Source organism: Anaerobacillus sp. MEB173 (assembly GCF_052119505.1).
Lineage (GTDB): Bacteria > Bacillota > Bacilli > Bacillales > JBJMAU01 > JBJMAU01.
The window spans coordinates 1-15,831 of record NZ_JBJMAU010000002.1; the positions used below are offsets into that span (position 1 = coordinate 1).

15 protein-coding genes are annotated in these 15,831 nt (G+C 39.1%); all 15 read right to left on the reverse strand.

Going from position 1 to position 15,831, the window contains the following annotated elements; genetic code table 11:
• Positions 1–247: 247 nt before the first annotated feature.
• The 15 genes from ACJ2A9_RS04355 to ACJ2A9_RS04425 all read right to left on the reverse strand — a co-directional run bounded on the left by ACJ2A9_RS04355 (position 248) and on the right by ACJ2A9_RS04425 (position 15,816).
• Positions 248–1,657, reverse strand: coding sequence for an ATP-binding protein (locus tag ACJ2A9_RS04355; RefSeq protein WP_441420403.1), 1,410 nt, complete (start codon positions 1,655–1,657; stop codon positions 248–250).
• Between the two features lie 200 nt (positions 1,658–1,857).
• The gene (gene bioB / locus ACJ2A9_RS04360) at positions 1,858–2,844 is read right to left on the reverse strand and encodes a biotin synthase BioB (protein ID WP_441421024.1); all 987 of its coding nucleotides are present in this window, start codon (positions 2,842–2,844) and stop codon (positions 1,858–1,860) included.
• Between the two features lie 166 nt (positions 2,845–3,010).
• Positions 3,011–3,634, reverse strand: a complete 624-nt coding sequence (locus ACJ2A9_RS04365) for an NAD(P)-binding protein (protein ID WP_441420404.1) — start codon at positions 3,632–3,634, stop codon at positions 3,011–3,013.
• 41 nt (positions 3,635–3,675) lie between these two features.
• Positions 3,676–5,166 carry a uroporphyrinogen-III C-methyltransferase gene (cobA, locus tag ACJ2A9_RS04370; RefSeq protein ID WP_441420405.1) on the reverse strand — a complete coding sequence of 497 codons (1,491 nt, stop codon included), beginning with the start codon at positions 5,164–5,166 and terminating at the stop codon, positions 3,676–3,678.
• A gap of 73 nt (positions 5,167–5,239) precedes the next feature.
• Positions 5,240–6,238: an ABC transporter substrate-binding protein gene (locus ACJ2A9_RS04375; protein ID WP_441420406.1), complete on the reverse strand. Its 999-nt coding sequence runs from the start codon at positions 6,236–6,238 to the stop codon at positions 5,240–5,242.
• Between the two features lie 15 nt (positions 6,239–6,253).
• Positions 6,254–7,072 (reverse strand): ABC transporter ATP-binding protein, encoded by an 819-nt coding sequence (locus ACJ2A9_RS04380; protein ID WP_441421025.1) that lies wholly within the window; start codon positions 7,070–7,072, stop codon positions 6,254–6,256.
• A complete protein-coding gene (locus ACJ2A9_RS04385; protein WP_441421026.1) occupies positions 7,069–8,100 on the reverse strand; it encodes a FecCD family ABC transporter permease in 1,032 nt (343 codons plus the stop codon). The genes ACJ2A9_RS04380 and ACJ2A9_RS04385 overlap by 4 nt, the downstream gene beginning before the upstream one ends.
• 102 nt (positions 8,101–8,202) lie before the next feature.
• The gene (gene cobT, locus ACJ2A9_RS04390) at positions 8,203–9,249 is read right to left on the reverse strand and encodes a nicotinate-nucleotide--dimethylbenzimidazole phosphoribosyltransferase (protein WP_441420407.1); all 1,047 of its coding nucleotides are present in this window, start codon (positions 9,247–9,249) and stop codon (positions 8,203–8,205) included.
• Positions 9,250–9,263: 14 nt separating this feature from the next.
• On the reverse strand, positions 9,264–9,815 hold the full coding sequence (gene cobO, locus ACJ2A9_RS04395; RefSeq protein WP_441420408.1) for a cob(I)yrinic acid a,c-diamide adenosyltransferase: 552 nt from the start codon (positions 9,813–9,815) through the stop codon (positions 9,264–9,266).
• Between the two features lies 1 nt (position 9,816).
• Positions 9,817–11,196: a cobyrinate a,c-diamide synthase gene (locus ACJ2A9_RS04400; protein ID WP_441420409.1), complete on the reverse strand. Its 1,380-nt coding sequence runs from the start codon at positions 11,194–11,196 to the stop codon at positions 9,817–9,819.
• A 148-nt stretch (positions 11,197–11,344) separates the two neighbouring features.
• Positions 11,345–12,139 carry a precorrin-4 C(11)-methyltransferase gene (cobM, locus tag ACJ2A9_RS04405; protein WP_441420410.1) on the reverse strand — a complete coding sequence of 265 codons (795 nt, stop codon included), beginning with the start codon at positions 12,137–12,139 and terminating at the stop codon, positions 11,345–11,347.
• A gap of 17 nt (positions 12,140–12,156) precedes the next feature.
• Positions 12,157–12,867: a precorrin-2 C(20)-methyltransferase gene (cobI, locus tag ACJ2A9_RS04410; protein ID WP_441420411.1), complete on the reverse strand. Its 711-nt coding sequence runs from the start codon at positions 12,865–12,867 to the stop codon at positions 12,157–12,159.
• The gene (gene cbiE, locus ACJ2A9_RS04415; protein WP_441420412.1) at positions 12,864–14,075 is read right to left on the reverse strand and encodes a precorrin-6y C5,15-methyltransferase (decarboxylating) subunit CbiE; all 1,212 of its coding nucleotides are present in this window, start codon (positions 14,073–14,075) and stop codon (positions 12,864–12,866) included. The genes cobI and cbiE overlap by 4 nt, the downstream gene beginning before the upstream one ends.
• Positions 14,072–15,163, reverse strand: coding sequence for a cobalt-precorrin-5B (C(1))-methyltransferase (locus ACJ2A9_RS04420; protein WP_441420413.1), 1,092 nt, complete (start codon positions 15,161–15,163; stop codon positions 14,072–14,074). Before ACJ2A9_RS04420 ends, cbiE begins: the two co-directional genes overlap by 4 nt.
• Complete coding sequence (locus ACJ2A9_RS04425) at positions 15,160–15,816, reverse strand: precorrin-8X methylmutase (RefSeq protein WP_441420414.1); 657 nt, start codon at positions 15,814–15,816, stop codon at positions 15,160–15,162. Before ACJ2A9_RS04425 ends, ACJ2A9_RS04420 begins: the two co-directional genes overlap by 4 nt.
• Positions 15,817–15,831: the final 15 nt, after the last annotated feature.

Consider the following 15,831-nt stretch of genomic DNA (forward strand, 5'->3'; position numbering starts at 1 on the left):
ATGTGTCATTTCAGCAACAGAATTTATTGTATCACTTTATCTAATTCTGCGCAAGTCTTTTTTTGAAAAGTTTTTTTCATGACTTCTAAAACAGAATGCTAAACCAACACTATCGCTTATTAGCGACAAGAAATAATATAACACATCCATTTTTCTTACGCAAGACTTTTTTTACTTATTTCATAAAAAAAACCGCACATGATTTACTTTACGAAAATCACATGCGATTGGAAAAGCATACTTAAATTTAAGAATGGACCAAATTTTCCGTTTCCTGATTAATCCTCTGTTTCTTTTCAATAAAATTCGGATGAACAGGAAGTATAATTGTAAATTCTGTACCTTTATTTTCTTCACTTTCTACAACAATTCTTCCATTATGACTTTCAATAATTTTATAGCTGATCATTAATCCAAGGCCAGTCCCTTTTTCTTTCGTTGAATAAAAAGGTTCACCAAGCTTTTTAATTCTTTCTTTCGATATCCCTTTTCCTTGATCAGCGATTTTAATATAGATATGTTCTTCATCTTTTTTTCGAACTTCGATAACAATAAGACCACCATTTGGCATCGATTCAATCGCATTTTTAATAATATTAATAAACACTTGCTTTAGCTGACTCTCTTCACAATCGATGTTTGGTAAAGTCTCATCATCAGCTTCTAAGACAATTTGAACATCATGCAGTATAGCCTGTGAATCTAATAAGGTTTTGATTTGTTCTATGATTGATAATAGGCTTTTTTCTTTAAAAGCAATATCTTGATTTGGTCTAGCTAAAAATAGAAACTCATGAATAATCGATTCAACACGATCCAATTCAGAAAGAATAATCTCAACATATTTTCCTTTTTCTTTGATATCAGATGTCACGATATCTTTTTGTAATAGCTGTAGGAAACCTTTGACTGACGTTAATGGATTTCTAATTTCATGGGCAATCCCCGCTGATAATTGGCCAACAACTGAAAGCTTTTCTGATTTTCGAAGCAACTCCTCATTAAGCTTTTTCTCTGTTATATCCCGCATTAAAGCTAATGTTGCATCTTTCCCCATATAATCTATTGGAATTCCACTAACTTCTACATCAAAAAGAGTTCCATCCAACCTGATACACTTTTGATTATAGCGGTAAGCAAACTCTCTACTAGAGTAAGATTTTTGCACCTGTTTTTTTACAACCTGTTTGTAGCGTTGTGGAATGATATCTAATATTGAACGATTAATAATCTCACTGCTAGAGCTTGCTCCAAAAAGATCTAATCCTGCCTGATTAATATAAACTATTTTTTCTTCACAGTGAATCATAATCCCATCAGGAGAAAACTCCACTAAACGTCGATAACTTTCCCTATCTTTTAAAGCATCCTCCACCTCTTGTTGTGATACAAGACTTTGACTTGTTTTTTGTCCGCTGACCGTATCCGTTCGTCTCTGACTTTCAGATAGCCCACTATTATATACTCTAAAAGCTAAAAACAATCCAACTAGTGCCGCAATAGTAAAAAGGAGTATTGAACCAATTGCTTCAAGATCACTGTAGTTTTCTTCTTTAAAATTTTGCAAATAAATATAAGAAGTTATTGATAGTGCAGATATCATTGTAACCGAAAAAAGGATAGTAATTGTTAAATATATTTTGTTTTTTGTTGACATCTTTTTATCACTCTTTCCTGAAATACATTACTCATTGTTCTAAAGACGGTTACTAGATGAAGGAACTTAGATGTCATTAACTAGATTGTTTATACTGCAGTATTGATAGATATAACTATACTATTTATTTTTTAAATATTCAATAAACTGTAAAAGAAAAAGCCATTGTAAAGTATCACTCTACAATGACTTGTTTTTTGTTAAAGAGCACATTCTTCAATTTCAAAGCCAAGGTCTTCAATCATTTGATGATCTAAGGTTACAGCCTGTCCTTCTGTTGTTAAGTAATCACCTACAAAGACTGAATTTGCTGCATAAAACGCCATCGGCTGTAATGTGCGTAAATTGATCTCTCTGCCTCCTGAAACTCGTATTTCTGTTTTCGGATTAATAAACCTCATTAAAGCAAGTACTTTTAATGCTTTCATAGGTTTTGTTGTACTCTGACTTTCTAGCGGGGTTCCTTTAATCGGATTTAAAAAGTTAACCGGAATTGAATCTGCTTCAACATCCCGTAATGCATAAGCCGTTTCTACAATTTGTTCGTCAGTCTCACCCATCCCGATAATACAGCCCGAACATGGTGACATTCCTGCGCTTTTAATTGTTTCAACTGTCATAACTCGATCGTCATAGTTGTGTGTTGACGTAATATTCGAAAAATTATCCTGATGCGTGTTTAAATTATGATTATAACGGTCAACCCCTGCTTCTTTTAGTTTTTTCGCCTTTTCTTCACCAACGATTCCTAAACAAGCACAAATTTTTAAGGGCATCGTATCTTTGATCTCCTTTACAGCTTCTATTACATTGTCAATCTCTTTCTCAGATGGTCCGCGTCCACTTGCAACGATACAATATGTCCCTGCTTTTCTGTTAAGGGCTTCTTTTGCTCCGTCAATAAGGGTTTGTTTATCCATAAATGTATATTTTTCAATTGGTGCATCTGAAATAATAGATTGTGAACAATAACCACAGTCCTCTGGACACATTCCGCTTTTTGCATTAATAATCATATTTAGCTTTACTTTTTTCCCATAGTATTGTTTTCTCACTTTAAAAGCAGCATGTAAAATTGGTAATACTTCATCATCATCTGCCTGAAGAACCCGTAATCCCTCATCTAACGTTAATAACTCCCCAGCAAGAGCCTTATCTGCTAATCGATCCCATTCATTTTTCAACACAGCATTTATTGTCACCTTTGCCACATCCTTTACCGCTTATTGTTAACCTATATATATTTTAAGTTAACATTATTGGTTTTATTTGGCAAGGAATTTTTTAATTATCATATTCAAAGTAAAACTACCTCATCAATACTCTCGTACTAAAAGGTAGTTTCATCTATTTTTATTTTGTTTTTGCTTGTTGAAGGCGACCTAAAAATACCTCTTTTCGATTTCTCATTGTCAATATTGAAGGCTCAGTTAAGGAAGCTAACAATTCTTTTTTCATTGCAGCATCTTCTATTTCCGCTAAAACAAGCTGTCTAGCCCAGTCAAGGAACTCTACAAAACTTTCATACTTCTCATCATATGTCTTTTCAAGATCCTTTCGAATTCTTTTCGCCAAACTGGGGCTTGCGCCACTCGTTGAGACCGTTATGACAAGCTTTCCTCTTCTAATGACAGAAGGAACATGGAAACTACACAAATCAGGACGATCGACAATGTTGATAAGTTGATGAGGAAGTATTGAATCGTAAACACACTTATTAATGTTGCTATTATTTGTTGCAGCAATAACGATAAAGGCATCCTCTAGATCCTTTTTCTTAAATTCTTTTTGCTTCCAAGTAATTTTCTTTTCAGAAACTAACCTCTTTAGTTCTTCAGTAATGTCTGGAGATACAACGTCTACCATTGCACCGGTCTCTAGTATTCCTTGAACCTTTCGCTCAGCAATTGTCCCTCCACCGATGACGATGATTTTTCTTCCATCTAAATTTAACAGTACAGGATAGTTTTGCTTCATTCGTACCCCCTAATCATAAGGATGTAGTAGCTACTTTAATCCTAAACGATTTCAATGGCGTTCGACAAGAGAACATGAACTAACTCACCTTCTGTTAGTTCGTGCGAAATCTCTCTACAAACACCACCCGCATCCTTTACTAATTGAGCTGACTGTTCTCCCATACAAATCACTTCTTCTGTTTCCGCGAGAAGTTGTTGAGGATCTTGACCGAAACGCTCTAATGCAGACATAAATTGTTTAACAGATGTCGCGCTCGGAAAGATAATCTTATTTAACTTCCCTTCATCTAAAACACGTTGAAGTGTTGCATGCGACTGATCAACCACTTGTTTTTCATAGGGGATTAAAACATCAAATGGTCCCCAGTCGGTCATAAAGCGTTCTTTTTTATCAGATTGTAAGTGGGGGCTAACAACGAGTAATCTTCCCATTTCAGGCATGACATTTACAGTTTTCGCTAAAAAGCCTCTGCTCTCCAACGCTTTTTTTACCTTTATGGTCCCTCCGTACAGCTCGGCTTTAATTGAGCGAATATCAATGTTGTAATGTTGAATGCCTTCCATAAAAAAGGTGACACTTTCAGAAGATAAAAACGCAATTCGATCGTAGCTAGCTACTTTTTCCATGACGTTAAGAAAGGCTGTTTCTTTAACGAGAGAACAGCATTGAATTCGTGGATATTCCAGCACTTCAGCCCCTTGTCCTCTTAATACTGAAGCCAATCTGTCAATGTTATTACCTGTCCTAGCCACTACAATTTGTTGTCCAAACAAAGGCTTGCTTTCAAACCACTGTACCTTTTTCCGGAGTTGTACAATATCGCCGACTAACGTTATTGATGGATTGCTGAAGTTCTCCTCTTTTGCTAATCGAGCTATATTCTCTAAATTCCCTTCAAGTGTTCTTTGCCGACTCGTAGTTCCCCACTGAATTAAAATGACTGGAGTTAAAGGAGAACGGCCATTTTCGATGAGCTTATTTGATATGTAGGTTAAGTTTCCTACTCCCATATAAAAAGCAATTGTATCAATTCCTTTGGCTAGTGCTTCCCATTGAATTGTCGGCTTTCCGTCTTTTGATTTATCATGGCCTGTGACCATTGCAAATGTACTCCCATATTCCCTATGCGTAACCGGTATCCCCGCATACGTACTAGCGGCAATTCCCGACGTAATACCAGGTACAATTTCAAATGCAATCCCATGATCTACTAAGGACTCTGCTTCTTCTCCTACACGCCCAAATACGCTTGGATCTCCCCCTTTTAAACGGACAACAGTTTTACCCGCTTTCGCTTGTTCCACAAGGATTTCATTAATTTTTTCTTGTCTGAGAATATGACGATCCGGCAGTTTTCCGCAATAAATTAATTCTACATTTGGTTTTGCATACTCTAACAAAAGAGGATTCACTAATCGATCATATAAGATCACATCCGCTTGGCGAATGCTTTCCATTCCTTTTACAGTAATTAACCCTACATCTCCAGGACCAGCTCCTACTAAATACACTTTTCCAATATCAGCCATATTATTCCTCCTACAACAGCCTAAACAACAACCAGCCGTCCCACAACAACGACTGGTTGATTCAATCAATCTATTATTTCGAGTAAAATCCGTTCACTAAAATTTCTAATGCCAATGGTGCTCGAATTCCTTCCGCAGCAGCCGATAACGGCATAACAACAAACCGTTCCTCTTGGATTGCTGGTACATTCTCCAGGGCCGAGTGAGTTAAGAGAAATTCTTTCTTTTGCTCAACCGTTGTTTCGCCGTAATCAATGATAATAATAAGCTCTGGATTTCGATCGACGACTTCTTCCCAGCTTACTTCAGCCCAGTTTTTATTAATATCAGCAAAAATATTTTCTCCTCCAGCCATTTCAATTAGTTCTTTTAAAAAATTTTGACTGGACGTAAGTGGTGCCATTTCGCCACTATCATATACAAAGACCTGAATCGGCTTTTCATTAGGATGAATTGTGCTTTGAATATTTTCCATTTGATTCTTCATTGTCTTAATTAGTTCTACTGCACGTTGTTCAACATTAAAAATTTTTCCGATAAGTAAAATATCATCGTATACATCTTCAATCGTTGGACCAATAATCGTCGAAGAATTGTGTAAGTATGATTTAACCCCATACTGCTCGAGCTGTTCAATTGATCCAATATGATCTTCATGAAAAGCACTGCTCCAGCCGGCATAAGCAAAATCAGGCTCTTCAGCTAAAAAGACTTCCTGAGATGGATATTGATCAGATAAAACTGGAATTTGTTGATATGCTTCTTGAAATTCTGGTAAAATCTCATCATCTAAAAATGCTGTACCTACCATAAATTCTTCTAGGCCAAGAGCTAGCATGACTTCTGTTGTATGTTGATTTAACGTCACTGCACGCTGCGGTTGTTCAGTAAATGTAACTGTGCGATCTGCATTTTCGATCGTGACCTCAGTGTATTCTTGTGCCTCTGTTTCGATTGCTTGATCATCTGACTCCACTGGTTCCTCTGTAGTCGATGATGTTTGATTGCAGGCGGTTACGATAAGCAGGAATAAGAACGCACTGCAGAAAACAAAACGTTTTAAAACTGTCATTATAAAAATTCTCCTCTACCTACTTCTAGTTTGTAAAAAGCTTCTCGACCTTTGATGCGTATTGATCATATAGTCTGATAAAAAGGTAATATGTACTTTCCCTGTAATTGGATGGATCACGATATCTGTTTCAACTCGAAAGATACGTCGAAGCAAATCCGATCTAAGCACTTCTTCCGGAGGACCTGAGGCTACGATATGTCCATTATCAATAACATAGAGATAATCACAATAAGCTGCAGCAAGATTTAAATCATGAAGGGCAGCAACTACTGTAAAATTTAACGATTTCACCAAGTCTAAAATTTGAAGTTGATGTTGGATATCTAAATGATTTGTTGGCTCGTCCAGGACCAGAAGATCCACTTGTTGCGCTAACGCTCTGGCAATAAGCACACGTTGCTTTTCACCACCTGAAAGCGTCATATAGCTGCGATCTTTATGCTCAAACATTCCTACCTTTTCTAATGCATCATAGACGAGTTCTTGATCACGTTTCGTGTCTTGTTCAAATAAACGTTTATGTGGCGATCTTCCCATCAGGACAATTTCATAAACGGAAAAATCAAAAAGGATAGGTGACTCCTGACTAACAACGGCCATTTGCTTGGCGATCTTCTTTGCTGATTGCTTAAATATCTCCTGTTCTTTTAAGGTAATAAAACCGGCATCGGGTTTTTGAACACGATACATATGCTTTAATAAGGTGGATTTACCGCTCCCATTCGGACCAATTAATCCAACAAATTCGCCGCAACTCACCTGTAAATGAATATTTTCGATAATCGTTTTCTCATTAACGATTCCGGTTACACCTTGTACCTTTAACATTATCGGTCTCCACCTCCAAACGAATATGAGCTCCTCCTTAGTAACCAAATAAAAAACGGACCACCACAAATCGCTGTAACAATACCAATTGGTAATTCCTCAGGTGAAGATATGAGTCTAGCAAACACATCTGCCCAAATGATAAAAATAGCTCCAACAAAAGCACTAACCGGCAAGACACGCCGATGATCAGAGCCAATTATGAGACGTACGATATGCGGGATCATTAAACCGACAAAACCAATCGCCCCACTGACAGCGACGATTACTCCAGTTAGTAAAGCAGTAACTATAATAAGTAACTTTCGAAAAACATCAATATTTACACCTAATGTTTTCGCTGTTTCCTCTCCCATTAGTAAAGTGTTTAACGATCTCGACTGTGTTAGTAAAAATATGATTCCAAGAGAAACTGCGATAGCAGGAATCGTTATATATTCCCACTTCGCCCCTGCTAAACTTCCCATCATCCAAAAAAGAGCATTGCGTATCCCTTCTTCTCTAGGTGAAGAAATGACGATAAAGCTAGTTACTGCTGATAGAATCATTGACACTGCTATTCCAGCTAATAGAAGCCTGACTGTGGAAATTCTTCCTCCCACTTGAGAAAGAAAGAAGACAATAACAACCGACAGTAATGATCCTAAAAACGCCGCAATAGATAGTGCATAGTGTCCAAACAGACTAAATGTACCGAAGATGATCACTAATGTTGCCCCAACAGAAGCCCCTGACGAGACCCCTAAAATAAAGGGATCCGCCAACGAGTTTCTGACTAATGCTTGAATCGCAACCCCAACAATTGCTAAGCCTGCTCCAACAATAGCACCTAGAAAAGCACGCGGAAAACGTATGTCCCAAATAATATGTTCATAAGACTTAGACCAATCAACGGTAATTAAATGTTCCATGATTGGCAGCTTCACTAACGCAATCTTCCATACAGTATCAGGTCGAATTGATACTGGTCCTAACATGACTGACATTGTGATTGAAAATAATAAGATAACAGCTAAACTACCAAGAAATATTGAATAATAGACATGAGGGAAGCGCTGAGTTTCCTTCTTATTCTGTTGCTCGGTACGCTGATGTTTCACTAACGTTGTAGTACCCAACCCTCACACCTCCAATTATTTTTCAATCCCAATATCTGCAAATGTCGCCATCTCTCTAACCATTCTCGTCGATGCATCAAGGATTGGATAAGCTAACGCTGCACCTGTTCCTTCACCAAGACGCAGATGCAAGTTCAAAAGAGGTTCTTTTTCCAACATTTTCACCGCCGCCCTTTGCCCTGCTTCTACTGATTGGTGACTAATAAACAAGTATTCTTTAACTAGCGGACATAGCTTATAAGCAAGTAATGCTGCTGTTGCTGAGATAAAACCATCTACTAAAACAGGAATTTTTAATGAAGCAGCTTTTAACATTGCGCCGGCCATGGCTCCAATTTCCAAACCGCCCACCTTTGTAAAAGCATCAATTGGGTCTTTTTCATTTGGCTGATGAAATGCTAATGCTTCATTAATCACTTCAGCCTTTTGGAGACGTCCTTTTTCATCAAGTCCTGTTCCGTGACCTACTAAATCATTAACAGAAACATCAGTAAAAGCTGCGACCAATGCACTACTAGCCGTCGTGTTTCCAATCCCCATTTCCCCAATGATCAAAATGTTACTCCCTGTTTTAATTACCTTCTCAGCTTCTTCCATACCAACGAGAATACTCTCTATTGCTTCATCAGTTGTCATCGCAGCTTCTCGTAAAAAGTTCGCTGTGCCGTTCCGAACCTTACGACTGATTAATTGTGGGTGTTCAATCTCACCATTAACACCGACATCAATTACATGAACAGTAGCATTGATTTGTCTTGTGAATACATTAATCGCTGCTCCGCCATTCAAGAAATTATGTATCATTAATTTCGTCACTTCCTGTGGATAAGCAGAAACACCTTCAGCAACAATTCCATGATCACCTGCAAAAACAAGTGCTGCTGGAGCAGAAATATCCGGGTAATCATTTCCTGTAATTCCTGCTAGTTGAATCGCAATTTCTTCAAGCTTTCCTAAACTGCCGACCGGCTTTGTTAATTGGTCAATATAAGCACCTGTTCTTTCCATTACTTCATGGTTTAAAGGTGTAATTCGATTAAGTATATTTTCAATTCTTTCCATTATATATCCCCTCTTTAGAACTCAATCCCGTAAACTGCGGGTACATTATTTTCATAATAATGCTTCACCGGTTTCATCTCCGTAACAAGATCAGCAATTTCAATGATTTCTGGCTTCGCATTACGGCCGGTGAGAATCATATGTGTATGCTTGGGTCTGTTTTTTACAACGTCAATCACTTCAGCTAATGGTAAGCAGTCATCAATAGGAAACTTTTCAATCGCCAGAGCATTGTTTATTTCATCCAGAACAATAAGGTCATAATCACCTGACTCAATAACTTCCCTCGCTTTACTCCATCCAGCCTTTAATGCCTCTCGGTGAATTTCCGGCGTTTTTGTCCATGTAAACCCCTCACCTAATTGGAGCATTTCAACACCTACCTTTTCAAAGGCCAGCTTTTCTCCATACGTGCGTTCAGAAGATTTGATGAATTGCAAAATAATCACGTTTAATCCTCGGCCGGCAGCTCTTAAGGCGGTACCGATCGCTGCCGTTGTCTTCCCTTTACCATCGCCAGTATAGACGAGGCAATAACCTTCTTGATTTTCTCTTGATCTCCCCATTTTAATTCCCCTCTCGATAGCTTTTACATGCTGCTACAAAACGGGCTGGAATTGATGAATTTGAGGCAAAGTGAATGTGCGTATAACCGGCAACAAGGTTCTCTCGAACATACCCTTCCTTTCCTTCTCCCCGTAATCCCTTTGAATGGTAAACATACGGTAACTCATCATCACTTGTAAATGTTGAATAGTGAAATTCATGGCCTCTCGCTTGTTCACCTTTTTCAAGTAAAATGTTTGTTTCAAGTGCTGTAACTTCACGATAACCAAGAGCGGCAAACCTTTTTTGCATCGAAACTTGTCCTGGAATAATACCAACCATTGGATACGTCTGATCTTCTGTTGTTGTAATCGATTCGGTTAGATACATATAACCGCCACACTCCGCAAACGTTGGTAACCCTTGCTCCACTTTCTCTCTAATCTGCTCTTTAAGAGCAACATTTTCAGCAAGTTGTACTGCAAATTCCTCAGGAAAACCTCCGCCAATATACAAGCCATCTATATGTTCAGGTAATAATTCGCCTGCAGCAGGACTAAAGTACACTAACTCTGCTCCCGCCTGTTCTAGTAATTCTAGATTTTCTTGATAATAAAAGTTAAATGCCGAATCTTTGGCCACAGCAATTTTGACTGAATCCTCTTTCCTTGTTTCGTTATTTTTAAAAAGGTTCTCTTCAACTTCTATAATTGGCGCTTGCTTGGCAATATTTACAATTTGTTCAAGATCAACCTTTTCAGAAATCGTCACTCCTAATTCATGAAAAAATGTATCTAATTCTCCACGCTCAATCGCTGGTATGAGACCTAAATGACGTTCTGGAATTGATGGACCATCACCACGAAGTAAGTAGCCCAAGACCGGAACATGACACTCTTGCTCAATTGCCTCTTTACAAAGCTCATAATGCCCTTTACTTCCAGCTTGGTTAAGAATCACACCGGCAATATTTACGTTCGGATCAAGAAGCTGATAGCCTTTGACAATCGCCGCCGCACTCCTAGCCATACTTGCAATATTGATCACAAGCAGCACAGGGGCATATAGTAAACAGCTAATTTCAGCCGTACTGCCTTTATTACTTGTCGGGCTTTTTCCATCATAAAAACCCATGACTCCTTCAATAATCGATATATCTGCACCCGTACTGCCGCGAACAAAAATTTCCTTCATTGTCTCTTCAGTCAGCATCCAACTATCCAAATTACGCGATTGCCTTCCTGTAACTGCAGTATGATAGCTAGGATCAATATAATCAGGACCACACTTAAACCCTTGTACGTTTAACCCCTTCTGCTTTAGAGCCGCCATTAACCCAATCGTCAACGTCGTCTTCCCAACCCCACTGCCAGTCCCCGCAATAACCAATCTCGATTGCAATGTAAAACACCCCTTTTTTTCAATGTGAAATGTAAAATGTATAATTAATAATTAATAAAAGTAAATCATTAGATGTCAGGCTTTAAACAACCTCTTGAATTCACCCACACCAATTCTAAATTCTACATTATAAATTATACATTTATTTTTACTTCCCCGAAGTAACTCCCTTTCGATACCCATGTGTAAACGTCTTATCATATAGTTTTGATTCGTATTTTCCTTCTTTTAATAGTTTTTGGTCTACGGCTTTGCTGATGATGACCATCGCTTGTTTCGTTACTCCGTTTGCTCTCATGTCCTCGTGTAATTTTGCTAAAGTTGTATGGATAATTTTTTGATCAGGCCATGATGCTCGGTAGACAACGACAACCGGAGCATTCTCTTCCCAGCCGGCCTCATAAAACTCTTTGACAACTTTTTTAATTAACGTCGCACTTAAAAATAGGCACACTGTACAATGATGGCTTGCTAAATCCTTCAGCTTTTCACGTTCAGGCATTGCAGTTCTGCCTTCTGCTCGCGTTAAGATGACTGTTTGCGTAAGATCAGGTACGGTTAATTCAACACCTGCTGCCGCAGCAGAAGCAAAGACAGAACTCACTCCCGGTATAATCTCATACTGGATCCCGCGACGATAAAGATGACTCATTTGTTCCAAAATGGCACCATAAATGGCCGGGTCACCTGTGTGAAGCCGGACGACACTCTTTCCTTCCTTCACTTCCTGTTCCATAAGGTCAACAATCTCTTCCAAAGCCATTCCGGCACTTTTTACGATTGTTGCGGTTTGTTTTACATCAGTCATTAAGTCAGGATTGACTAGTGAATCCGCATAAATGATTGTATCCGCTGAGTTTAAAACCTTTAACCCTTTTACAGTAATGAGATCGGGATCTCCAGGGCCAGCTCCAACGATGTAAACTTTCGCTTCCAGTTTCATAGAATACCCCTTTCTTTTTACTTTCTCACAAGCATTAATGTTAAATATTCTAAATCCGCATTGCGTAAATCTCTTACATTTCTCCATATTACTTCTTCATTAGAAGTTACCTTTGTCGCAACGGCAGCTTTATCGACTAAGTCCAACTCTTCAAGTAAATCAATCATCATGTCGATGACTTTTGCTACTTTTATAAAAATAATTCCATCATGATCAAGTAGTGCCTTCTTCATTCGTTCACGATCATTTGTTGCCGGAATAATTCCCGTCCAATCGTCACCATCGGCAAGCGGAACACCAATTTGTGAAGCCACCCCATTAATTGAAGAAATACCAGGTATCGATTTCACTTCTACTTCCGGATGAAGCTCCTTCATCAAACGGAACATATGAATAAACGTGCTATACAGCATCGGGTCGCCTTCCGTTACAAAGGCGACATCCTTGCCTTCTTTTACACACTCCCAAACTTCTACAACAATTTGATTCCATTCGCGATCTAGGATTTCTTGGTCCTTTGTCATTGGAAATACAAGACCAAGCATTTCTTTTTCGTTTGTGTTGACGTACTGCTCAATAATTTGAAACGCATAGCTTTTGCTGCCTCTTCTTTTTTTCGGATAAGCGATAACTGGTGATTCTTTCATTAACCGGTAGGCTTTTACCGTAATTAACTCTGGATCTCCAGGACCTACCCCAATTCCGTATACTGTTCCTATCGCTGTCATTCTGTGTTTTCCCCCTTATGTGCACAAATCATATAAATTGGATTTAACGATTCAAATCGGTTCATATGTAAAATAGGTTTACTGCGAGCAATATTTGCTTGTGTAACCGTTGTTTGAAAACCTAGCTCTTTAAACGTTTGCAATGCTTCTGAAAGTGTCTCAATTGTTACGGCATTTAGAACAATCCGCCCATCTTGTTTTAGACGGGAGCAGCAAACTTGAAGTAACTCTTTCATATTTCCGCCCGTTCCACCGATAAATATCGCATCAGGGTCAGGAAATTCTTCAAGCCTTTCTGGTGCTTTCCCCTGGATTGCGGTAATATCAGTACGGAATTTCTTACTGTTTTTCAGACAATTTTCAAGGTCAGCTTCATTTTTTTCAATCGCAAACACTGCCCCATCACGTGAAATTCTTGCTGCTTCAATCGCCATTGAACCAGTACATGTCCCAATGTCCCATACTGTACTTGTACGTGTAAGCTGTAAAAGTGAAAGACTTAACACCCGAATCTCTTTTTTTGTGAGTAGCCCTTTATCAGGCTTACGCTGGTAAAATTCATGATCATGTATCCCAAGCGTCCATGTTGGGCCGGCTTCTTTTCGTTTTAATATCACTACATTTAACGGATCGGCCTCATAATCGGCCATTTCTTCAAGCTTCATCCATGCCGTTTTCTCGGTAGAGCCCCCTAGAGCTTCCCCAACAAATGCTTTGTATTCATTCATCCCAAACGAAAGGAGATAACGTGCAATCTCCTTAGGACTGTTAATCGCATCAGTGAGTAAGCAAACTTTATCATTGCCATCCATCTTTTGAGCGAGTCCTTTCATGCTGCGTCCATGCACACTGATGAACGTACAATCTTGCCAGCTTTCTTGGATGCGTGCAAAAGCTTCCTGAATGGAGCTTAGTACTGGGTATATTTCTACAGGCATTTTCTTCGCTAAATAGGATCCAATACCAAAAAATAACGGATCACCACTCGCCAAAACAACCGTTTCTTTTCCTAATTCCTGAATTCTCTCAATTACTTTTGAAAGCCCACCTTTAATTGGAAGCTTCTCACCTTGAAAATCAGGAAAAAACGCTAAATGGCGCTCGCCGCCAACAAGAAGCTCACACTCCTCAATCCAGTTTAAATATACTGGGAGAAGACTGGCTTTCCCTTGCTCACCGATTCCAATGACTTTGATCGCCTTCGTCATGATATCGTCTCCCTTCCTAACAATTCATTTTTCATCGTCATTAAGATGACTTCAACCTCCAAGCCATCTCCGACTTCCTTCCTCGCTTCTTTACAGGCATAATGACACAATCGATTAAAAAATTCAGAATATCCATTCTCCATCATCATATCTGCAACTTGGGAGGCCGTATTTGCTCCCCTTACTTCATCTAACAAACATGTCGGCACCCCTACCTCTTTGGCAACATTAGCCAAAAATTCAAAATTAATAGGTGCACTTTTTGAATGAACCATCATTACTCCTTGGGCAACTTTTGAAAATTTTCCAATCATCCCAATTAATGTTGCCTTTTTTATCCCAGCTTTTTTGCATTGCTTAAGAGAAAAGCCGACAAATTCTCCCATCTCAATAAACGCTTCTTCTGCGTGCTCTGGATAAAGAGTCATACCGAACTTTTCACTTCTTCCCCCAGTCGACAAGATCACATGGCTACATCCCGCTGCCTCTACAGCAACCGAGATCGCTCTTACAATACTAGCTTTATATGCGGATGTTGAAAACGGGACTACGATTCCTCTTGTGCCTAATATCGAAATCCCACCAATAATTCCTAGACGGCCATTTAATGTTTTTTTGGCAATTTCTTCACCATCAGGTACCGAAATCGTTACATTTACACCAGTTGGACACTCATATTCATGTAACACTTCAATGACAGTTTGCTTAATCATATGACGTGGAACGGGATTAATCGCCGGCTCACCAACAGGTACAGGTAATCCGGGCTTTGTGACCCGACCAACCCCGATCCCACCTTCAAGAAAAACTCCTGGTTTATGCCGAAACGATACGGTTGAAACAATTTTTGCCAAATGGGTCGCATCGGGATCATCTCCACCGTCTTTGATCACTGTCGCTTCTGCTTCTTGATCAGTAAATCGTACCTGTTCCATTGTAAAGAGAACCTTTTCACCACGAGGTAACGTAATCTGAACTTGTTTAACTTCCTTTTGCAGCAGTAATGATAATAATGCGGCCTTTGACGCTGCTGTAGCATTCGCGCCAGTCGTGTACCCATGTCTTAATTTTTTCGTTTCTTTTGTCATCTTTCTCCCAGCTTTTCTGCAAGAATTGCGAGGGCATTAACAATCGACACTGCTACTGGGCTTCCACCTTTACGACCAACATTCGTAATATAAGGTACATCAAGCTTTGCTAATTCTTCCTTTGATTCTACTGTTGAAACAAATCCAACGGGTACACCTACAATTAGTGAAGGGCGCGCTTCCCCTAACTTAATTAAGCGAATCAGTTCTAGTAAAGCAGTTGGTGCATTTCCAATCACATAAATTCCACCCGCTGTTTCTCGCACTGCCTTTCTTGTTGCCATAATCGCTCTTGTTATTTGCAGCTCTTTCGCCTTTTTTGCGACATCCTCATCCGTGATATGGACGTGAACACTTCCACCAAATTTCTCGATTCTCGGTTTACTGATTCCGACTTGAACCATATGGACATCACAAATAATTTTCTCCCCTGCTCGGATCGCACGAATGCCGGCTTCAATTGCTTCCTCATGAAAGAGCATGCTTTTCCCAAGCTCAAAATCAGCAGAGGCGTAAATGACCCGCTGAACAACCGGATATTGATCAGCAGTAAACGAATGTACACCCAGCTCGTTTGTTACGGTTTGATGACTCAGTTGTTCAATTTCTTCAGGATGAATCGTCGTTGGTTTAAATTCTGTTAAAAAGTCCAAAGAAACCGCACTCCT

Bases quoted from the DNA above. Each gene is read 5' to 3' on its own strand.
- ACJ2A9_RS04355 (WP_441420403.1), bottom strand. From the start codon at position 1,657: ATGTCAACAAAAAACAAAATATATTTAACAATTACTATCCTTTTTTCG.
- ACJ2A9_RS04365 (WP_441420404.1), bottom strand. From the start codon at position 3,634: ATGAAGCAAAACTATCCTGTACTGTTAAATTTAGATGGAAGAAAAATC.
- cobA (WP_441420405.1), bottom strand. From the start codon at position 5,166: ATGGCTGATATTGGAAAAGTGTATTTAGTAGGAGCTGGTCCTGGAGAT.
- ACJ2A9_RS04375 (WP_441420406.1), bottom strand. From the start codon at position 6,238: ATGACAGTTTTAAAACGTTTTGTTTTCTGCAGTGCGTTCTTATTCCTG.
- cobT (WP_441420407.1), bottom strand. From the start codon at position 9,249: ATGGAAAGAATTGAAAATATACTTAATCGAATTACACCTTTAAACCAT.
- cobO (WP_441420408.1), bottom strand. From the start codon at position 9,815: ATGGGGAGATCAAGAGAAAATCAAGAAGGTTATTGCCTCGTCTATACT.
- cobM (WP_441420410.1), bottom strand. From the start codon at position 12,139: ATGAAACTGGAAGCGAAAGTTTACATCGTTGGAGCTGGCCCTGGAGAT.
- cobI (WP_441420411.1), bottom strand. From the start codon at position 12,867: ATGACAGCGATAGGAACAGTATACGGAATTGGGGTAGGTCCTGGAGAT.
- cbiE (WP_441420412.1), bottom strand. From the start codon at position 14,075: ATGACGAAGGCGATCAAAGTCATTGGAATCGGTGAGCAAGGGAAAGCC.
- ACJ2A9_RS04420 (WP_441420413.1), bottom strand. From the start codon at position 15,163: ATGACAAAAGAAACGAAAAAATTAAGACATGGGTACACGACTGGCGCG.